11 protein-coding genes are annotated in these 20,973 nt (G+C 43.0%); all 11 read right to left on the minus strand.

What is annotated here, in order from left to right; translation table 11 throughout:
• Positions 1 to 127 precede the first annotated feature (127 nt).
• The 11 genes from BLU80_RS05365 to BLU80_RS05415 are packed head-to-tail and all read right to left on the minus strand — an operon-like array spanning position 128 to position 20,935.
• Positions 128 to 3,493, minus strand: a complete 3,366-nt coding sequence (locus tag BLU80_RS05365) for a glycoside hydrolase family 2 TIM barrel-domain containing protein (protein WP_211481752.1) — start codon at positions 3,491 to 3,493, stop codon at positions 128 to 130.
• A 55-nt stretch (positions 3,494 to 3,548) separates the two neighbouring features.
• Entirely contained in the window at positions 3,549 to 6,131 is a 2,583-nt protein-coding gene (locus tag BLU80_RS05370) for a glycoside hydrolase family 2 TIM barrel-domain containing protein (protein ID WP_091394624.1), read from the minus strand.
• A 50-nt stretch (positions 6,132 to 6,181) separates the two neighbouring features.
• A complete protein-coding gene (locus BLU80_RS05375; RefSeq protein ID WP_244518748.1) occupies positions 6,182 to 7,378 on the minus strand; it encodes a glycoside hydrolase family protein in 1,197 nt (398 codons plus the stop codon).
• Between the two features lie 39 nt (positions 7,379 to 7,417).
• Entirely contained in the window at positions 7,418 to 10,351 is a 2,934-nt protein-coding gene (locus tag BLU80_RS05380) for a family 78 glycoside hydrolase catalytic domain (protein ID WP_091394627.1), read from the minus strand.
• Between the two features lie 46 nt (positions 10,352 to 10,397).
• On the minus strand, positions 10,398 to 12,659 hold the full coding sequence (locus BLU80_RS05385) for an alpha-L-rhamnosidase-related protein (RefSeq protein WP_244518750.1): 2,262 nt from the start codon (positions 12,657 to 12,659) through the stop codon (positions 10,398 to 10,400).
• Positions 12,660 to 12,668: 9 nt separating this feature from the next.
• Entirely contained in the window at positions 12,669 to 14,261 is a 1,593-nt protein-coding gene (locus BLU80_RS05390) for a sodium:solute symporter family transporter (RefSeq protein ID WP_091394631.1), read from the minus strand.
• 31 nt (positions 14,262 to 14,292) lie between these two features.
• Positions 14,293 to 15,375 carry a Gfo/Idh/MocA family protein gene (locus BLU80_RS05395; protein WP_091394778.1) on the minus strand — a complete coding sequence of 361 codons (1,083 nt, stop codon included), beginning with the start codon at positions 15,373 to 15,375 and terminating at the stop codon, positions 14,293 to 14,295.
• A 10-nt stretch (positions 15,376 to 15,385) separates the two neighbouring features.
• Positions 15,386 to 17,446, minus strand: coding sequence for a right-handed parallel beta-helix repeat-containing protein (locus BLU80_RS05400; protein WP_091394634.1), 2,061 nt, complete (start codon positions 17,444 to 17,446; stop codon positions 15,386 to 15,388).
• Between the two features lie 22 nt (positions 17,447 to 17,468).
• Entirely contained in the window at positions 17,469 to 18,968 is a 1,500-nt protein-coding gene (locus tag BLU80_RS05405) for a DUF4974 domain-containing protein (protein WP_244518752.1), read from the minus strand.
• Between the two features lie 29 nt (positions 18,969 to 18,997).
• Positions 18,998 to 20,176, minus strand: coding sequence for a sialidase family protein (locus BLU80_RS05410; RefSeq protein WP_244518753.1), 1,179 nt, complete (start codon positions 20,174 to 20,176; stop codon positions 18,998 to 19,000).
• Positions 20,177 to 20,236: 60 nt separating this feature from the next.
• Positions 20,237 to 20,935: a DUF3826 domain-containing protein gene (locus BLU80_RS05415; protein ID WP_091394637.1), complete on the minus strand. Its 699-nt coding sequence runs from the start codon at positions 20,933 to 20,935 to the stop codon at positions 20,237 to 20,239.
• Positions 20,936 to 20,973: the final 38 nt, after the last annotated feature.

A 20,973-nucleotide genomic window follows, 5' to 3' on the forward strand; every position in this document is an offset into this window, starting at 1 on the left:
CTTTACAACCGTCTCAGCGACTATATTGAACCAATTGAATCCTATGGCAATAAGACTTTAATACCATAGGATTTTTTATGCAGCTTCCGCAATTCAATAAACGAATGTATTAAACACCATCTCCTAGCTATTGCTCTTTTTGATTCGGCATTAAATAAAAACCATATTTATAGTTTTTAGCGCTAATCATATACTTACCCAGCGGTTGAGCAATAATACTCCAGCTATCATTACCCCCTACTCCCATTTGCATTAAATCAATATTCAGGGTTATACTGCCATTAGATTTCAAATCAATGGTATGCCGGGCTTCATTAATATTTTGTTCAGTGTATGGCCATGCACTCATACTTAGTAAACTATCTGCAACAACCTTTAATCCGGTGCTTGCAGGATGACTTTTTAACCTGGAAAAACTCATCCACCTTACATCTGTTCTATTGCCCATTTCCTGAGGCACCACATAGGGTTCATTAAACGCAGCGCTATGTAAGGGTAACTGATAGATACCTGCCATAAATCCAGTACGGCGATCCTGGTAATTTCCCAATAAGCCTCTCCCGTACCAGTTTACCTGCGAAAGCGAAGAATCAATTTCCATTTGCATACCTACTTTTGGTAAATCCGGCAAATCTTTTAAAACCGGACTAAAATCAAGCTGCACATGAATATACCCTTCCTTAAAAATATGATAGGCTACTTTTACCAGTGCCTTGCCCTCCAGCAGCGAATAGTGCGCATGAATCAAAACATCGGTTATATCACCTTTATGATTGACTAAAGAATCCACAGTCAGGCTTTGCAGATGAATTTCAGGATGATACCAAGGTGCCAGCAGTTTATCCGCCTTCCATCCTCTACGGTCATTATCCGTCAGAGGACGGCTGAAGTGAGGCAATAAAGCGCTGTTTATGTATTGAACTCCTTTAATTTCAAACCCATCCAATGCTCCATTCTCCGTGGAAAACTGACATTTAAATTCAGATCCTTGAATCACATAATGATTATTTGACCTGCCAATTGACAGGGAACCGGCATTATTTTCAATGGCTGCATCAATCAGCTTACCTTCATGAACTACCGGAGCTGTAATCACCAACTGATCATGCGCCACCTCAAAGCCTGCCGGAGCCCAGGAGGTACTGTCTTTAAGTGTCCAGCGAATATTTAATAGAAATTCATGGCCTTTCCTATTGGTCACCCAAGGGCTCAACCAGGATGACAGCTGCAATTGACTGGAATCTCCCGCTTTTAATGTACCAAAATTTACGGGTATGGCTTTTCTGGCTATGACTTTCCCATCCATTAGTAATTCTAAAGTACCAGCAAATTTAGACAGGTCCTGACTGGCACTTCTGTTCAGAATATTAACAGTCCCTGTATGCACGTTTTTCCAGGTTGTTTTAATGGGTTGAAATACATGTTTGCACTCGTAAATTGCCGGCTTAGGCCGTCCGTCAGCGGCTACTATACCCTTGATTGTAAAATCATCAAAATATTTTTCTCCGAAATCGCCACCATAGCCGTAATAGGCCAGACTGTCCTTGGTATATTTTATCAAACCCTGATCTTTGAACTCCCAGATACAGCCGCCAATCACTCTTTTTGTCTTCCTGAATACATCCCAGAATTCGGCCAGGTTTCCATTGGAATTGCCCATGGCATGACTGTATTCCACAAAAAATATAGGCCGGTCATCCCCGTTTTTCTGATTGGCAAGCAGTTCAGGAGTAAAAATACCCGGGTACATTCTGGATACAATATCCACATAAGGCTGATCCACCGGATTTTGAAGTCTGTGCGGATGATCCACTGGTTTGGGATACCTGGGATCATCCGGTTCTATATATCCCTTTGCCTGAGGAGTGCCTTGTGCAGGTTCATAATGAACGGGCCTGGTAATATCAAAATCATGCACCCAGCCTGCCATAGCAGCGTGATTTGGCCCCCGGCCTGATTCATTGCCCAAAGACCAAATAATAATACTGGGATGATTTTTATCCCTGTTCACCATTCGGGTTACTCTTTCCAAATAAGCAGCCGTCCACCTTGGGTCATTACTCAATTTTGATCCCAGCCCATGTGTCTCCAAGTTTGCTTCATCAATCACCAGAATACCATATTGGTCGCAAAGGTCATAGAAATATGGATCATCCGGATAATGACTGGTTCTTATACAATTAAAATTAAACTGTTTGATGGTCTTTACATCCTTCAATATGTCAGTTCTGGACAACGCCTTGCCTTTTACCGGATCATGCACCGGTCTGTTAACTCCATACAAATAGGTCTCTTTCCCGTTTATCAGCAGCTTCCCTGTTTTGCTGGAAAATGCGATATCCCGGAATCCTACTTTCACGGATTTAGCTTCTGTCAGATTCCCTTTGCCATCATAAAGGCTGAGCACCATTGTATATAAATAGGGGTCTTCGTCACTCCACAAATGCGGATGTGCTATTGTATGTTCCATGAGACCAAACTTGACATTATCAAGCCTCGGATAAGATTCATTGACAATAGAATCCGCTTCCATCTGCCAGTTATCCTCAAAGCAGGGCTTATTTTCCTTATTATACAACTGTACTTTTAAGATGGCATGAGGCTCAACGGTATCTCCTGTAAAATTCTCCAACCTGGGCCTTAATTGCAAAAGTGCATGTTCATACGTACTATCCAGGCGGGTCTGATAAAAGAAATCAGCAATTCTAAGTTTGGGCTCAGCCATTAAATACACCTCTCTTTGAATCCCACTCAGCCGCCATTGATCCTGATCTTCCAGATACGCTCCATCACCCCAGCGAATCACCTGAACGGAGAGACGGTTCTGACCGGACTGCAAATACGGCGTTATATTAAACTCAGAGGGCAAAAAACTATCTTCTCCATATCCGACATATCTGCCATTGACCCACACCTTAAAACAGGAACTTACGCCGCCAAAATGGAGGGTAATATGAAGGTTTGCCCAATCAGCAGGAAGATTAAAACTCCGCTGAAAATATCCCACCGAATTATCCTGTTCAGGAATATAGGGAGGATCCACCGGCCTGAACGGATAAACCGCGCTTTTATAAATAGGTCTGCCGTAGCCTTGCATTTCCATGCTGGAAGGGACGTTAATGCTGTCCCACCCCTTTACCGGCTTCAAATAAAAATCAGTCGCGCTCGCAGTATCTTTTGGAGTAGCACAATATTTAAAAGCCCATTTCCCATTCAGGTTTAAATATCTGGAAGTGGCACGATTTCCGGCAAGGGCATCCTGAATAGTGGCAAAAGAATAGGCAGTGGCTCTTGATCTGTCACGGTTAACGGCCGTAATTTGCGGCACCTCAAAAGGCTCCAGCATGCCCGCCCCGGGAACGGGTGAAACAGCCGTCGGCGTTCCATCTACCAATTGCGCATCTAATCCATTCCAGCAACAAACAAGGCCGGTCACCATTAAAAATATAAGACCTAATTTCACCTTATTACCGCCCACTTTCCACTTATACATATATATCCTGATTTCATATTAATAATACCCCTTTCCAATACTTAGACAGGTGCAGTTATTTTCCAAAATTTACTTTGAATGCTCCAGTGCTGATTCCCTGTCCTTTGACATTCAAAGTAAAACTTCCTTTGGCCGTCTCTGGTCGTACGACAACGACACATTTACCTTTCCAGGTAGGATATTGTTCTGACTGAAATGATCTGAGCTCCGCCTGATAACCATTATTTATGCCTACCAGTTTAGCCTGCCCATTAATGTCAAATTGCAGGAGCCTGTCATTATCAGGTACTGAATTACCTTGTTCGTCTTCAAGCTGCAATGTCAGATAACACAAATCTCCGCTGACACCTCTGAAACCGGATAAATCCACATCCACTTTAACCCGGGAAGGTGCACTCGCCGTTTTCACTTCCGTCGTTTTTACAGCTTTCCCTTTCTGGTAGGCGACTACCTTTAAGGTACCCAGTAAAAAAGGAACCTGCCAGCTGACATGAAATTCATTATCCCCTTTTTGTCCGTCAGCTTTATGGCGCTTACCCAGCGATTTGCCATTGAGAAACAATTCCACCATGTCTGCCTGGTTGTAATAACACCAAACATCTACATGCTGACCTTTCCCCCAGTTCCAGTGAGGCAGCAGATGCAGCACAGCTGAATCTGACCATTCACTTTGATAAAAATAATAAACATCCTTAACGAGGCCGGCCTGGTCAATAATACCATAATACGAGCTTCTTGCCGGAAACGGGAAAGGCACAGGCTCTCCCAGATAATCAATGCCTGTCCAGACAAAAGTTCCGGCGATAAAAGGTCGGTTTTTAACAGCCCGCCAGGCATTCTCATGGGTTGTACCCCAATAGGCAGCTACTTTATCATAGGCCGAGACCGTCCAGTCTCCATTGGTATTATTGGCAAATTTCTGTTGAGAGCCAACAGGCATGTAAACAATTGTATCTTTCGGCTCATTTTTATAAACGCCTCTGGTTTCCAGGGCAGAAACGGTTTCACTGGCAATAAAACAGGAGTTTGGAAAATTGATCGGCAAACTATCATATTGATCAATTTTATAATTAAATCCCATAAGATCTAAAGCGCCGGATTTAGCAATATTATTCTTATCCGGGTGCGTCTCGGTCATGGCAGATAAAACGGGTCTTGTAGTATCCAAGGCTTTTACAAGGGCCACCAATTCCCTGGTCAATCTAATGCCACTCGTATCAAATTGCTCCCTGATTTCATTACCAATTGACCAACAGATAATACTGGTATGACGGCGGTCTCTTTTAATCTGGTCCTCCAAATCCTTTCTATGCCACGCTTTAAAATCCCTGGAATAATCAAACTTGGTCTTCTTCTTTTCCCACATATCAAAAGCTTCATCCATCACTAAAAAACCCATCGAGTCACAAAGATCAAGCATACCTGGAGCAGGAGGATTATGCGCAGTGCGTATTGCGTTGCACCCCATCTCTTTAAGAAGTTTTAACTGACGATGCATGGCACTGTAATTATAGGCGGTCCCCAGTACGCCGAAATCACTATGCAGACAAACTCCTTTAATCTTAGTACTTTCTCCATTTAAATAGAAGCCGTTTTGGGAATCAAACCTAAAATGTCTGAATCCAATTTTTTGCCGATAACGATCCACCATATTTCCTTCCTGAGTAACTTCTATCTGTAATGTATATAAGTACGGCTGAGCAGGCGACCACAGCCGAAGGTTATTCAGTGGCCATTCAGCATCCAATGTATTGATAACGCCGCTGTTCTGAGCTGACAGTCTTTCAACTTTTTCTCCCACTTTATGCTGTAAAGCATCCCACAGGGTCAGCTTAATCTCTAAAGGTTTTACAGTAGCACTGGCTCCGTTTAACACCAAATGCTGATGCAACGTGGCAGAACCCTGTGCATACTCACGCTGTCTGTTATTGGGTATACTGACAGTGGAGGAATAAAAATAGCTTTCGCTCTGATTAATGTATAAAGGCCCCCTTTTAATCAACCAGACATCCCGGTTTATACCAGATCCGCAGTACCATCTGGAATTAGGCTGTTCACTATTATCCACCCTTACAATCAATCTGTTTTGTCTCCCGTCAAAATTCAGATATGGGTTCAATGTATATTCAAAAGAAATAAAACCGTTCGGACGCTCCCCTAATAAATGTCCATTTAACCAAACTTTGCTTTTACGATAAATTCCATCAAAAGCAATACAGATATTTTTAAGGCTGTCATTTTCCGTTAACGTAAATGATTTAAAATACCAGCCTATGCCACCAGGAAGCGCGCCCCCCTGATTGCCTGCGGGATTCCCCTTATCAAACGGCCCTGTGATACTCCAGTCATGGGGCAGGTCTACCTGCTGAAAGCCAAGGTTTTCAGGTTTGTCCATCGCACTGGTATCATTAAACAACTTAAGAGAATCTACAGCCCCTACATGAAACGCCCAGTTGGAATCCAGTAGTACCTTTTCAGTAGAATAATCGACTTTTCCAGTTACCGCATCACAGCTGGACAGATGGAGACCGATGATTCCCGATAACAGTATGGCCAACAGCCGCAGGCAAATGCTCCGCGAATGCCAACTTTGCAGCGTAAATCTCTGACGACCGTATAATACTTTCTTTAAATGCATATCTATTTGTAATCTGGAAAACAATTCAGCGCAATCATTTTAATATTGCACTATTTTTTCTTTAATTTTTTAACTGGCGGGGAAACAAACTGCAATGTACTCTTCCCCAAGTCTTTAGATGTAGCCACAGCTATACCACGTTGGTCAGATTTATTAACGGCACAATAAAAATGATAAACAACTCCTTTATGTTTAATTACAAAGGATTTGTGAGCAAACATATTATCATAGGGTTCAGACGGCGCTATTAAATCTTCGCCGGTCCAATCCGTCCAGTGAATCAGGTCATAGGAACAGGCAAACCGGTTAAATGCACCTCCTTTCGTTTTCCAGAAAGCTCCAAAATAAAACATCACATATACATTACCTATTTTCTGGATCACAGGATCACCGGTTATTCCCTGAAAATGATCCAGAACCGGGTCTTTTTTATAGCGAATCCAGTGGGTCATATCCTTTGAAACAGCCATCCCGATCCTTTCCGCTCCTCTGGTTTTAGATAAACTGTCTCCATTCGCATTGTAATACATGATAAAGGGATATCCGGTATGCAATTTCTTGTCCCAGATAACCGTACTCTTATACTGCGTATGATTTTCCCACCATCGTACATCTTTATCCGTAGACATTAAAACGGGATGTCCCAGCGTGTTCCACTCATGAACTTTACCTGGATCTTGTTTTGACCAGGCCATACTGATCGACAAGAGTCCTTTTTCATACCCGGTGCTGTTGCCGCCAAAATAAGACATCCAGTATTTTCCTTGGTAGGTCTGCCATTTATAGCTGCCGCCCCACTTTATTGTTTCCAGGGCGACATACCCCGCTTTTTGATTGGCATCCCAATCCGCGCTATCAGAAAATGCCATTAGTCTGCCTTTATTATCCCAATGAAGCAAATCTTTTGAAGTAGCTAGCCATGTTTCATAACCTCTTCCATCAAAAATAATATATACCATATACCATCTATTGCCCTTTTTAAATATACTCGGACAATCCATCTTTTTGTCATTGGAAGGCGGCACCATGACCAGTCCATACTTATAGGGGGTCTTTACTTCCTGATAAACAGCGTTCATCGTTTGCTCTGGCACAGACAGTGCCGATACATTTTTTTGCGCACACACTTTTGCCAGGCAACCACCCAACACGAATAGCACCATTATAAGACTCTGATAGCTTTGATTCATCCTCCAGAATTTTGCTATTCCATTGTTTAAAACAGGATGCCCCCTTTTTAATTTCATTTCTTTCATTTTAAAATTACTTCCGTTTATCCCCTGGTCTTACTTAGTATTAATTGAATATAAATGATGTCCACTTCTGACTTTTGTCACGAAATACCGATCCGATCCTATCTTTTTGACGGTTAGCTGCGACAAACCGACACCGGCTGGTTTTGCTCCTTTATGATAAGGCAGCCTTAACTCTGCCTCCAGTCCGACGGGTATGACTACTTTCAGTTCAATATGATGCGCACTTTTCTGCCAGGCTACCTGAATGGGTCCATAAACAGAGTTATAACTGCCTTTTGCCCATTTCAAATCTCCCACCATCTGTGGTTCTATAACTAGTGGCAGGTTCGTATCATTATCAGAGGCTTGGGTTAGGTTTAACCGGATACCTAAAATTCCGGAATAGAACCATTCCATAATGTGTCCCAACATAAAATGATTATTGGAAACGGTTGGAAGTGCCTGCCAGGATTCAGTTAAGGCCGTCGCTCCATGCGCTAATTGATACCCGTATCCAGGCACATCACTTCGGTTGTTCATTTTGAAAATAATTTCATTATAACCTTCCTTTTCCAGTACGCATAGCAGATACCTGTAACCTATATCTCCGGCTGTCAGCTTATAACCACTCTTAACGATTCCTTTCACTAAATTTCGGACAATTGCATCATGTAAGGTATCAGGCACCAAATCCATATACAGCGCCATGGCATCTGCCGTCTGACTTCCTGTCCCATAATAGGCGGTAATACTTCCTGAGCGGGCAGGCTTCATATGCAAAAACAGCTTATTAAATGCCGCTTTAACCTCTTTAGCTTCCTTTATATACCCATCCATATCTTCTTTGTGTCCTAATAAACTGGCTGTACGGGCCAGAATCGTCAAATCATAATAATAGATGGCCGTTGCAGTCAGACCCTGTGGTGTCAACTGAGAGGTTCCCGGAGGATTAGGACCTAAATCATACCAGTCACCCAGGCCCTGATATAGAATATGATCCTTAGCCTTCCCTTTTAAATAATTGCGATAGCGAACCATCATATCGTAATTTTTAATCAGCTCAGTTGAATCTCCATACCACTCATAAATATACCAGGGAACAATAATTGAACTGCTACCCCACTCGGGTGAGTCTCTAAACATATCCCCACCCCAGGTAAAAACCGTATATTCAGGCGCAATTTCGGGAATCAGACCATCCGGGGTCTGCGCATTGCGCATATCACTCAGTGCTTTTTTCAGTAAGGGTAACACCGCGAAATTATAACGCAGGGAACTACCCATTAAGTGAACCTGTTCCAGCCACCCTAATTTCTCTCTATGAGGGCAATCCGTCAGTAAACTAACCATATTGCTCTTCATCGCCCATTTTATAAGCGCGTTTGTCCTGTTGAATAAATCATTAGAACAACTAAACTGACCAGCTTCGGGAGCACTGTTTCTAATATGCCAGGTCTCCAAATGCTCAACTACCGGAAGTCTATTCGGGTTTTGCTTGCCTTTAGGCACAGCTCCCTCTACTTCAATATATCTGAACCCGTAATACGTAAATTCAGGATGCCATTTTTGCAGGCCATCCTTACCCAAAACATAGACTAATTTATAATTGCCTGTCGCTTTTTGATTTGCCGCATGATTATCCTGCAATAACTCTGCTGGCTTTAAAATTATTGTATCTCCTTTTTTCCCATTTATTTCTATATAGGGAATACCGGAACAGTTCTGTCCCATATCAAAGGTCCAGCCGGTAACTTTTGAGTTGTCACCATTGCTTAAAACCGGCATGGCAGAACGGGGAGTAAATTTCTCCATTACTTTAACCGGATCCTCCTGCTGCATATTCAAAACAAGCGGCGTGTCAGTAACAGCAATTGCGCTTTTCCATCCCGCCGCAGCTGCATTAAACCCTGCTTTATTCCAGTTATCATCTTGAATGCGTCCATCCTCCAGCTCGCCTCCATAGATGCTGGAAAAAAGAATCGGAGAGCTGCCAGTCTGCCAGCTTTCATCAGATACCACATTCTGAACAGATCCGTCTTTATAATGAATAGAAAGCCTGCAGATCATTTTCGGATAACCATACTGGACCAATAGTTTTTTGTACCACCCTTTTTTATTCGGAACATAATAAAAACCGTTTCCAAGACTTACTCCAATTGCATTCTGACCCTTGATCAATAAGTCACTGACATCAAAGCCGACATACAAGGCCTCTTTCTGGTAATTTGTCCAGCCCGGATCCAGATAATGATCCCCCACCTTTTTTCCGTTAATACTGGCTTCAAATTGCCCAAGACCTGAAATATAAAGCGTAGCTCTCTGGATATTGTTATTTTGACCAGAGAGTTCAAATACCCTCCTGAATAAAGGCAAACTATCATTTTCCGTCCCAAAAGGCAACGGTTTAATCACCCCGTCTTTTCCCTTTACCTTTAAAGCCGTATCTCCTGGTAAAATCCTATCACTTTTGCGCAGCTGACTTTTACCGATCCATTTGGCACCCTCAAAATCTTTTCTTTTATATAATGCGGTTTGAAAAGAATCCAGGGGACTCCAGCGGACAGGCTTCCCTGCCTGGTTCCAGACTCTAACCGCCCAATAATAAAGATGATCTGATTGAAGCTGCCGGGGACTGTTGTAATAAGCATACAATAAATTGCCAGATATGACTTTTCCGCTATTCCACATCAGCCCCGTCCCGCTATTTTCCCCGGTATGGACCATCGCCATCTCGGGGCTGGGGCTATTGATTATCTTTTCTAATTCGTTCTTAGAACCAACGATAACCTGATAGCCGGTAATCCCGCTAAAATGATCAGCAGCCCCGTCCTTTACGGACCACTCCCAGCTAAAACGAGGCTGTTTGCCGGATATCAGCAACTTTTCGGTACTTGTCCGCCAATCCACCTTTAAAATCTGACCATCCAGCCTTTTAAATAGAAAAAGAACCATCCATAAAAAAACATATCTTCTAAGAAGCCTCATCTTTACTAATAATTTAATCTTCACTAATTACGCACAACATAGATCACTACATCGCTACGTAATTTACAACATATTGCTGATCAGGCAGAATTTCTACTTTATATAGGCCATCCTGTATTTTCCTGATTGTGCCCTGAACAGTAGTTGGTGGCGTTTTACTCTGAATAATCAAAGTACCCACTCCGATAATACCACTACTTTTGACTGAAATCTTTTTTGCGTCACAATAAACCTGAATATCTCCATCTGCAGATGGCACGGTTCCTTTAATCCATTTCAGCCCTCCAAGCTGAGGCCGCACCTCATAAGTCTGATAGCCGGGACTGGTCGGTTTTACACCCAAATAATACTTTCCTAACAGATAAATTGGGCTTGCCCCCCAGGCATGGCACAAACTCTTACCAAAAGGCCTTCCATACATTGCATATTGGGCAGCCCCTTTGGCAGCCGGATCATATTGTTCCCAAAAACTGGTAGCTCCTCTGGCCAGCATTCCACCCCAATAGTTCCTCATTTCACCGGTCACAACATTTAATTTCCCGGCAGCGCAGAGCGCTTCTAACTCATAAAAACGCATATAGGGCGTATGTATGGCCTGTACCTGTTTATTCAGCAGCACATGACTTACTACCTCTTTTTGCTTTGCACTATCCAGATAGCCTAACAACAAGGCAAACATATTCGTATATCTGAACACCTGTTCACCACTCCGGCCGCCTATATCACTATGAATAAAAGCATGCCGGTTCTGATCCCAGAATACATCAAAGAGTTTTCGGGTTAGTTCATTGGATAATTTACTGTACTCTGCTGCTCCTTTCAAATCATTTGAAACACGGGCACAAATGGCCATTGTTTTTAGACTTTGACAAAAAAGCAACTGTTCAAAGCTCAGGGCCCCCTGTTTTGTTAAATGGTCTGCCCAATCAATAAATACCCAGTCTCCTGGCAAACCTTCCATAAATCCGTCTTTATTCCTTCTGGACAGGCAATAATCCATCAGGGTAACCATCTTGGGATAAATTGTTCTGACCAGTGCCGAGTCCCCCGTATATTCAAAATAGTCCTTAACTCCCATAAACCAATAGAAGCTATAATCCATAATAGTATTAATATGACTGGTAACCGGGTCTTTCCCTCTTAACGCATAAAGCGTTCTTTTAACCGTTGGCTGATCAAAGAATAAGTAATAATTCATCAGATAACTCTGATAGGCATCTCCGGACCAGATCCAACGGTCCCTTTTAATCCCATCTATAAAGAATTCACGGGTATTTAAGTGTAAAGTATAATTAGCTACCTGCCAGATTTTATTAATCAAAGTATCTGAACAGCTAAATGAGCCTCTGGTTGTAACAGGCGCATATTCATAAAGCATGTCTGCATCATCTATGCTTAACCCTTTTGGGGTTGAAATCTGAACATAGCGAAAAGCCTTTGTTGAAGCCGTCATGGTATCAAAACCGGAAACGGCATGTTGCAGCATTATCGTGTCCAATGTCTCGCAACTGTCCCTAGAGAGCGCTTCCTCTCTGGACTCCCCATAATACATTCGTACCACCCCTTTACCGGTAATATTTTTAAGCCGGACATAACCAAAAGTCTCCTGGCCAAAATCAAGCAGTATGGATCCGTCTGGCAAAAATTCTTTTTTTACGGCCTGCTTTTGTTTTGTCCTAAGATGAAACTGCGAAGGCTTCTGCAATGCACTATTAAAATTCCAATAACCTACTGACTGATAGATAGTACCGGATTTGTCGGACGCTTTTCCGGAGGCATCAATCCATTCCTTATCTTCAAAAGTCACCTTCCAGCTGCTGTCTGACTTCACGTCGTCGCCACTGACAAAAACTGCAGGCACATTTGCCTGATTAAACACCTTTAGACTCAGGCGGTGCTTTCCCGAGGGCATGACAATATTCTCCGGACTCCCTGTCAGCGCCTTGCCGTCTATTTTAATATTAAATCTTCCTTCAGCGGCAATACGAACCCTTTCGGGCGCCTTCAGTTCAAAATCCTTATGAAATTCCACCAACACATAATGACTGTCCATTTTCCAGAAAACGGGCAAAAATGACCCTCTTTCGGTGCGCCGATTCTGCATTTTATTGGCCAGCCAGATAGCGTAATCACCAGGATACCAAATCCAGGTCGCCTCTCCAGCCCTTACACCGGCCGTTGATCCGGGAAAGTTTCCCTGGGAAAATAATGCCGACTGCCATAGCATGATCATCAAAAGCGTTAAAATAACGGCTTTTAATGCCTTTGCCACATTTGAATATCTACAAGTCAAAGAGGACTGATTCATAAACAACTTTTAATGTCCGTTAAAATATAAATACAGGGCCAGCATCACCAAAGACAAAGCCACCCAACTGAAAATGACTTTCCCTCCGGGCTTTTTGTAAACAAAATCAAGCGCAGGCTGCCCCTCAAAAGTTTGCGCGTCCTTACTACCGGCTTTGGAAACGATGAACAAAACGATCGATAAAATCAAAAATATATAAAAGGAAAGTAACAAAAAATGCGGCCACCAGGCATTTTGCTTTGCCGGAAAAACCCACAAATACAGCACCCCTACCAGCACACTGAAGCCGGTGCCGTAAGTCAGAACGATATTAACGGCTCTTGCAGTTGTTCTGCGCCATAAGATACCAAATAGGAATACCACAGACATGGGAGGAGCTAAAAAGCCGAGGATCGATTGAAAAACATCAAATAAGTTCAATCCTTTTATCGAATTGATGGCAAGGGCTATGATGACAGACAGGGCTGCACTTGCGACGGTTACCCAACGGCCGATTCTAATTATATCTTTATTAGAGGCTGCTGGCTGGTACTTTTTTATAAAGATATCCATCGTAAAAACCGTACTGACTGAATTTAAGGAAGATCCTATATTAGAAACAAGAGCAGCAATTAGCACTACTATAATTAACCCTTTCATTCCGGCAGGAAACAACTGGGTGACCATCACCAGATAAGCCTCGTCCGGATTTTTCATGTGCGGGTATAAAATAAAGCACAAAATTCCGGGTAATATAAACAATGGAACATCCAGAATTTTAAGCCAACCAATAAAATTAGCGCCCAATTGTCCTTGTTCCAGACTTTTAGCACCCAGAACAGACTGAACCATAGACTGTTCCGTACACCAAAACCAGATTCCCATCACCGGGTATCCTAAAATAATAGCCGGCCAGGGATAGGACTGATCCTTTGCAGGCAATAGTAGGTTCCAATAATGTCCCGGTGTCTTCTCAAACAACTGGCTTATCCCGCCTATCTTTTGAATTCCAAGCCAAACAAGCAGCAAGGAGACCGCAATCAGTAAGATCATCTGAAACATATTGGTCAGCGCAATAGCCTTTAACCCGCCGGAAGCAGCAAAAAATGTCGCCAGTAATATCATGGCCAGCACAGATTGCCACATGGGAATATTCAGCAATTGCTGAACCAGAATACCTCCGGCAAACAGACCTAAGGAGAGCCAGGAAATAAGTATGGTAATTAACGTATACCAGGCCAGTATATTTCTGGTTTTGGGACCAAAATGAAGTCCCATATATTCCGGCAGGGTCGAAACTTTTGCACCCAGATATCTGGGTGCAAAAAAAAGCGCCAGAAGTCCGATAAATACAAAGGCATACCACGCGAAATTCCCTGCGACAATACCTGTTGAATACCCGATACTGGCAGAAGCAATCAGCATGGAAGGGCCGACATTCGTCCCCCACATATTCAGGCCTATACTTGACCAGCCTAAAGTATGCTGCGCCAGAAACAGATTTTCATCCTGCTTTCTTTTCTTTACAAAAGAGATATAATAGCCCAGGCCAAAGAGTATCACCAGATACACAATGACAATCAAAAAATCGACTGGTTGTAAAGAATTATATATACCGTTCATATTCAGGAATTTGTCAATTAAAATACTGGCATCAGAGCGACGGAAGACCAAAGCCTTCCAATAAAGGATCAATCATTACTGGCTGACCTGTTTTCAATGACATATCCATGGCCTGTAAGACAGCCACCGTTCCGATGCCTTCACGAATATCCGGATAGGCGGGCTTATCCGACAAAATAGCTTCCGCCACATATTCCATATAATTCTGGTATTCTCCTGCATGATGACTTTTGCCTTCAAACCTGAAATAATGCTTCAGCTTATGCTCCCATGTCTGAACTATTTCCTCTCCCTCCTTATTAGTAATAGCGTAACGCAAATCCATATAATCACCCTGACTGCACCCCATTGTCCCGCGAAGAATACAGCTCATTTCACTGTCGCGGACAACAGGCTGGACCGGCCCTGTATAACAACCGCTAACCCGGGCGACCCGGCCATCTTTGGACTTAAAAATAAAATGCATGGTATCTTCATGGTGCAATCCACCAGCCCTTCCATTGGAACTCAGCATCCCATACCCCATAACCGATTCCAGATGAGGTAAATACCACCTGATAAAATCAACCGGATGACTCAAGCCTCCATATAACCATTTAAAAGAGCTTTCCAGTGCCCATGGCTTTTCCAAAAACCATCTGTGATCTGCATGATAGTAAGCTTCTATGGTGATCAGGTCCCCGATTGCGCCCTTTTCAAAATCCTGTCGCTGCTTGCGCATCGGTTCAAAAAAACGAGAACTCTGACCGACAAAGCAACGCAGCCCCGTCTTACGTCCAAGTTCCAGCAAACCGGCCGCATCCGCTAAATCATCAATGAATGGCTTTGTGCAGATAACATGCTTGCCGGCTTCCAGGGCCTGCTTCACATGTTTTGCATGTAAGTGATCCGGTGTATAGATAGCGATAATATCCAAATCAGCATGGTTTAACAGGTCTTCATACTTTGTCGTATACGCGTGAAAGCCAAATTCTTCCGCTCGTCTTCTGCACATATCTTCATTCAGATCACATACCAATAGCAAATTTAGTAAGGGGCTATTTAAAGCTGCGGACATAGCACTTCGTCCCTCTCCCAGTCCCAGAATGCCAATATTTAATTTTTTTTGTCCCATTTTTTTATAATTAATCATTATGAATCTTAGGTATAGGCTGAATCGGCCAGCCGCTATCCTGTACTTTCCATTTCAGCAAATACTTAAACCCGGCTTCCAATCCTGCATTATTTTTAATTGAATCGGGTACACCAGGACCATTATTCTCCCATGTATTTCCGGGACCATTTGAATTTTTCATCACTTTCAACGCCGGACACCAGTTATTTTTAATGGTAATAAACGAAGAACCTTCATCAAGATAGAAATAGAACCAGTGCTCGGGGTCATGAGGATAGGGCGCCTTGTATATGGAGTCTATATAGTTCCCTTCAATGAGGGTTCCGGGTTGAGCAGATAAGGTGTAAAGACCGCCCACATCATACATCCTTTTAGCATAATGAGTCACCTTATTATCAACAATCTTATTATTTGACAAAGCACTTATCTGTTTAGTCCAGCCCCAGCCAACACAAATACCGGAATAGGATACGTCTGAAACTTCATTATGCTCAATGCGTTCATCATGAACATATCCTGCACTTATCCCAACGCAGCCCCAGTCTTCATTAGTTACATCTGTCACAAGATTATTACGAATGGTATCAAATCGGCAAACAGCATGCTGATCTGCCGGCTTATAGGGCAAATGCGTTTCAAAACCCTCAGGCGAATAAGTCCCGATCTGAATCCCGGTACCACCGATATCTTTAAACAGATTTCCTTCTACCAGCGTTTTTGCAGTGCCTTCTAACAAATCAAGACCCGTAGAGGCCATATGCTGAAACCTGCAATTTTTAATAACCACATTCTGTGTATACTGTAACTCGACCGCTCCGGGAGGTCGCCCGATCCATGCCTGATTCTCCAGTCCTGCTTTCTGTCTGGTACCGGGCTTTTTAAGTTTATAGGCTTCTAGCAGATACATTCCCGCCTGCAATGGGACATGGCCTTTTTGGGAAGGACGTAGCCAGGTCGAATAATTAAAGGCAAGCCCTGATAAATGAAAATCTGTTACAGACTGCATATCTGTTCCTTCAACTCTGATGATACTGGTCAGGTAAGGAAATACTACCTTATCACGTGATAAATCTTCCCCGGGCCTTGGGATATAATACACTTTCTGTCTGGCTCTGTCCAGATACCACTCCCCCGCTGTATCCAGGAAGCTGGCAGCATTGGATAAATAAAAAGCTGAATTTCCCGTTTTTGCAGACATCCAGGGCGCCGGCCATGGATGTTCAGATTCTATTCGGGACTCTGGATTCAAAAAATAAAGTTCTACACTGTCAGCCTGGACCCTGGCAGATTTTATCCTGAGATTGGCAATTGCCCACCATTGATGAATCACCATTTCCATACCTGCCACCTCCAAAGGATTAAAGTCAGCGGGTTTGGGAATCCAGCAGCTTTCGTCTTTATGGTTCCAATTTAAGATCCGTTGCATATTAATACCCTTACTCCCCCCGTTTTGTAACTCAGCCCTGACAGCCTTATGTCCACCTACCCAGAGCTGTCTGAAATTCAAATCTGCTCCATAGCCTTCTGGCAGTGCAGCAACATAAACTTCAGCTAACGCCCTGTGAGCCATTAAATCATATAGAGGATCGCTGCTGTCAATCTTATGCCACCCGGTTATTTCCCTGCCCCCGCTTATGGTAACATGCCCGGGATGCAGCGCTGCCATTATAGTAGGAGCCAGCGAAGTTCCACCATCCTCCGGTCTGATGACAACCGTCTGTTCCGGTTGATAGTCCCCGTCTTCCAACAATATCTGAACAGCTCTTTCAATACCATCAGCAGTCACATTCAACTTTAACCTACGCGCATCCCTGGCTTTGCGAACAGCAAAACCGATCGTTTTTAAAGGCAATAGCTTCGTTCCGTCATTTGAATCGCTGCCCCGTGGTGACACATAGATCGTATAAGGCTCCCTTGCTAATTGTTTAGGTGACTTTCCTGCATGCTGCCCGTAACAAAAATTAAAAAAAAGCAGCAATAGCACAAAACTCACCCCGCACAAACGACCTATACATAACCGTTGACGTCCTGTCACCCGCTGCAGCGATAAATCTGTAACAACTCTATTCATATCCCTCTTTTTATTCAAATACTTATTTATTATTCCAGTCCGATTGTGCAGACCGCATAGCTGAGTTATAGACTTCAACTAATTGATCATAGCCTTTTATTGCATCCTTTGGCAAATATTGTCCGTGATCCCCAAAGGTGTATAATGCTTCTTTAGGTTCAATATGAACAAAGGATTCATCAATATGGTTTTCTTTATTTAGTATTCTATCTATTGGCAAATGAAAATATTTGCTTACAAATCGGTAGAGTGCGGTACGTTTGGAAGGTCCGAAATCATGAGATTCCTTGGGTAAATGAACATTGACCACGTTGTTTTCAGCACCGTAATAACTATAGACCCTTTGCAGATATGGAAAATCATGCTCTGGCATGTGCTGTGTCCAGTCATGGCCATCTGAAATTAATAACTGAGGATTAGGAGCCGCCATAGCCGCTAATTCCACATTATCCGTCCCACCGCCACACTCATGAATCCCCCTGCCACTCTCACAAGGACACCCGCCATAAAAATAGGAAGAAACGGAAACTACCGGAGCACTCAGTTTAATGCGGGCATCCATCGCCGCTATCAGCACGGTATGACTCCCGCCCCCGGAGCCACCGCTAATCCCTATTCTGGAAGTATCTACCTGTTTCAGAGATGTCACATAATCCAATAGCCTGATGGCTCCTAACGTCTGGACCGTTATCGATAAACTTTTTCTATGATCTTCTCCATTAAACTGCAATAAGGACTCCCCCCAGGCAAATAAATCATAACTGATCGCCATTGCGCCTAATTTAGCAAGCGTGGCACACCTGATCTGACAATCTTTCCGATATCGCTGATCTGTCCAGTGCCCATCCGGACTCAACATAACCGCAATTTTGCCTTTTACTTTCAATGGTTGATAAATAGAACCATTCAAATATAGCCCCGGTAAAATTTCAAGGGCGAAATTCTGTACCTGGTAATCAGCATATTTCCTTTCCGGGGTAAGCATCACAGGTTTATCTGGCCTTGCGGGCATGGGAAACAAACCAACGGCTGCATAGAGTTCGGTTCGGATGGAATCTTTACGTGCTTCCCAACTCTGTTTATCGTGATATTGACCTGCGATCGCATCGAGCGTTGCCCAGCCTTCTTTAACGGGCCACCTATAATATTCAAATGGTTTCAATTCATATTTATGATCTCCGTCCGGATTTACTTTTAAATCTAAAGGCGTCAGCACATTTTCAAATGTCGCATCCAGGGAAGGCCTGAACCGCCAGAATGCATAGGTCACCCATTTATCTTTAACTAAATCCGCCGCATATCTTATTTTCACATTAAATCTTGATTCAATCTGCTGGATCACTTCTTTTAAGGGCAGCTTATACAGACTATCCGTATTTTGAAAGACATTGTCATATAAAGGCTTTTGCTGCTGTGCTTTAACACCGACACCTGCGAGCACCAATAGAATAGCAAGTAAGCTTGCTTTCATCTTTGATACCCTGAAAAGCTTCTGAATTAATTCAATCTGAAAATGAGTCATATTTCAAATTTTAGTAAAATCTATTAAAATTATCCCTCAGGCACAGGGGCCACATATCCTTTCACTGCCGGCCAGATACTATCCCGGATAGGTAAACTGTGTAATTTAGCCGGATCAATTACCGTATGTTTGATTTTTAATCTACGCCAGGTATATACTACATGCAATTTCCCGTCAGAAGACTGAATAATGGAAGGATAGGAATATTGACTGATTGGCGAATCTTCTAATATGGCCGCCGCATCCCAGTGAATACCATCTTTTGAAATGGCCAAATTCAACGGGGTTCTGGCGCCCTTGGCCTTACCTTCAGGTGGAATCACATGATTATAAACTAAGGCGAATCTCCCGCCAGTGAGCGTCACGGCGTCAATTCCTGAATTATTATTGGGAAGCTCCGTTCTGGTGAGTGCGCTCCAGGTATTGCCACCGTCTGTTGACCAGGATTGTAAAATCGCCCTGTCTTTACTTCTGCAAAGTAACTGGATACGATGATCAGGATGAACTAGTATACTGGGCTGAATGGCCCCTTGAAACTGTCCGTTATCAATAGGTCCTGTCATGGTCCAGGTTTTTCCAAAATCGGTTGTTTTTTCTATATGCAGATGCCAGCCATGGTCTTCCGTACTGGAAGGGCAAAGAAGGGTTTTGCCATCGGATAATAAAACAGGCTGATTTTTAATGGGCCCCAAAAAGCCTTCCGGAAGCGCGTCAGGAGACGACCAGGTTTTACCATTATCTTTGGAACGAACCATCCAGCCTTTCCATTCGGAGGGTTTGGGACCAATCTTATAAAACAAAAGCAAGTCCCCGCCAGGCACCTGATATAAAACAGGATTCCAGGTTGGATAGCGTAAAGTATCATTTTGTATTCCATTGGCTACAGACCGGGGAGCGGTCCATTTACCTCCGACTTGTCTGCAAACATATATTTCAACATCCGGGTTTCTTTCCTTTGTACCACCAAAAAATGCGGCCACCATTCCGCCAGGAGTCTGGGCAATGGTAGCAGAATGACAGGAAGGAAAAGGGGCTGTATCGTATAAAAATTCATCTTTAACAATACCCGCTTTCCAGTAAGCAGTTCCGCTATCATCAGATTTTGCTGATTTTCTGGCTGCACTACATGAAATCACTACAACCATGGAAGTTGCTGCAACCATGTAAATCATCAGGGGCTTCCATCCAAAATATTTTCTAATCGTCATTATATACTTATTTTCTTCACCAATTATTTTATTCAAACCTATGTTCTACCTACAATCCATTTATCTTTTTTGCTTTGCCGCCTTCTCTGCCTGAACTTTGTTGACATAATTTTTAAATAGCTGATGCCAGTTGCGGCCGTTTTCGTTCAGATATTTCTCATTTTTTGTCTTATAAATTTCAAAAATCGCCGAGATGGCCTTCATACTTTTATAATCAATAGCCTGCTCCCTGGCTAATTTTAAGTTCTTGAGAATGACTGCGGTCTCCGTCTGTGTCAAACCGGGAACAATGGCCTGATAGCCTTTTAAGGTAAAAGCCACCTTCCCGACTGTATAGCCATCCAGTATCTCTTCCACTTGTTGTTCATTTAGATAGCGCTTCAGGCTATCCATTAAATCCTGATGAACATTTTCAGGCATGGATGACTGTACGATCATTTTCCGGTCCAGTTCCGTTAACCTTTCACCTGTCCTTGGATTTATCCCGGCAGGCACCTCCGTAAAATCATGTGTCTTATTCCAGCTATAAACGGCGCTCAGATGATTAATGACAAAACCTGTCACTTTATCTATTGTATGTTGCTCCGTTAGATGGATGGCATCTACCCATTTGGCAGCCTTTTGGTGAATCTTCTGTACATCTTCCTGATCCAGACCGTCCTGGGCATACAGCGTATTTGTATGCGTTAATAACCCAAACAACAAAAACGCTGCAAAAAGGCCCTTACAGGTAAAAGACAAATTATTTTTTTTATTCATATTCATTACATTTTTTAAGCACCCCCTGCTTATTATAT

Origin of the sequence: Arachidicoccus rhizosphaerae (assembly GCF_900107765.1) — a bacterium.
GTDB lineage: Bacteria > Bacteroidota > Bacteroidia > Chitinophagales > Chitinophagaceae > Arachidicoccus > Arachidicoccus rhizosphaerae.

Coding starts and splice junctions, on each gene's coding strand:
- BLU80_RS05365 (WP_211481752.1), bottom strand. CDS start 3,493: ATGTATAAGTGGAAAGTGGGCGGTAATAAGGTGAAATTAGGTCTTATA.
- BLU80_RS05370 (WP_091394624.1), bottom strand. CDS start 6,131: ATGCATTTAAAGAAAGTATTATACGGTCGTCAGAGATTTACGCTGCAA.
- BLU80_RS05375 (WP_244518748.1), bottom strand. CDS start 7,378: ATGAAATTAAAAAGGGGGCATCCTGTTTTAAACAATGGAATAGCAAAA.
- BLU80_RS05380 (WP_091394627.1), bottom strand. CDS start 10,351: ATGAGGCTTCTTAGAAGATATGTTTTTTTATGGATGGTTCTTTTTCTA.
- BLU80_RS05385 (WP_244518750.1), bottom strand. CDS start 12,659: ATGAATCAGTCCTCTTTGACTTGTAGATATTCAAATGTGGCAAAGGCA.
- BLU80_RS05390 (WP_091394631.1), bottom strand. CDS start 14,261: ATGAACGGTATATATAATTCTTTACAACCAGTCGATTTTTTGATTGTC.
- BLU80_RS05395 (WP_091394778.1), bottom strand. CDS start 15,375: ATGGGACAAAAAAAATTAAATATTGGCATTCTGGGACTGGGAGAGGGA.
- BLU80_RS05400 (WP_091394634.1), bottom strand. CDS start 17,446: ATGAATAGAGTTGTTACAGATTTATCGCTGCAGCGGGTGACAGGACGT.
- BLU80_RS05405 (WP_244518752.1), bottom strand. CDS start 18,968: ATGACTCATTTTCAGATTGAATTAATTCAGAAGCTTTTCAGGGTATCA.
- BLU80_RS05410 (WP_244518753.1), bottom strand. CDS start 20,176: ATGACGATTAGAAAATATTTTGGATGGAAGCCCCTGATGATTTACATG.
- BLU80_RS05415 (WP_091394637.1), bottom strand. CDS start 20,935: ATGAATAAAAAAAATAATTTGTCTTTTACCTGTAAGGGCCTTTTTGCA.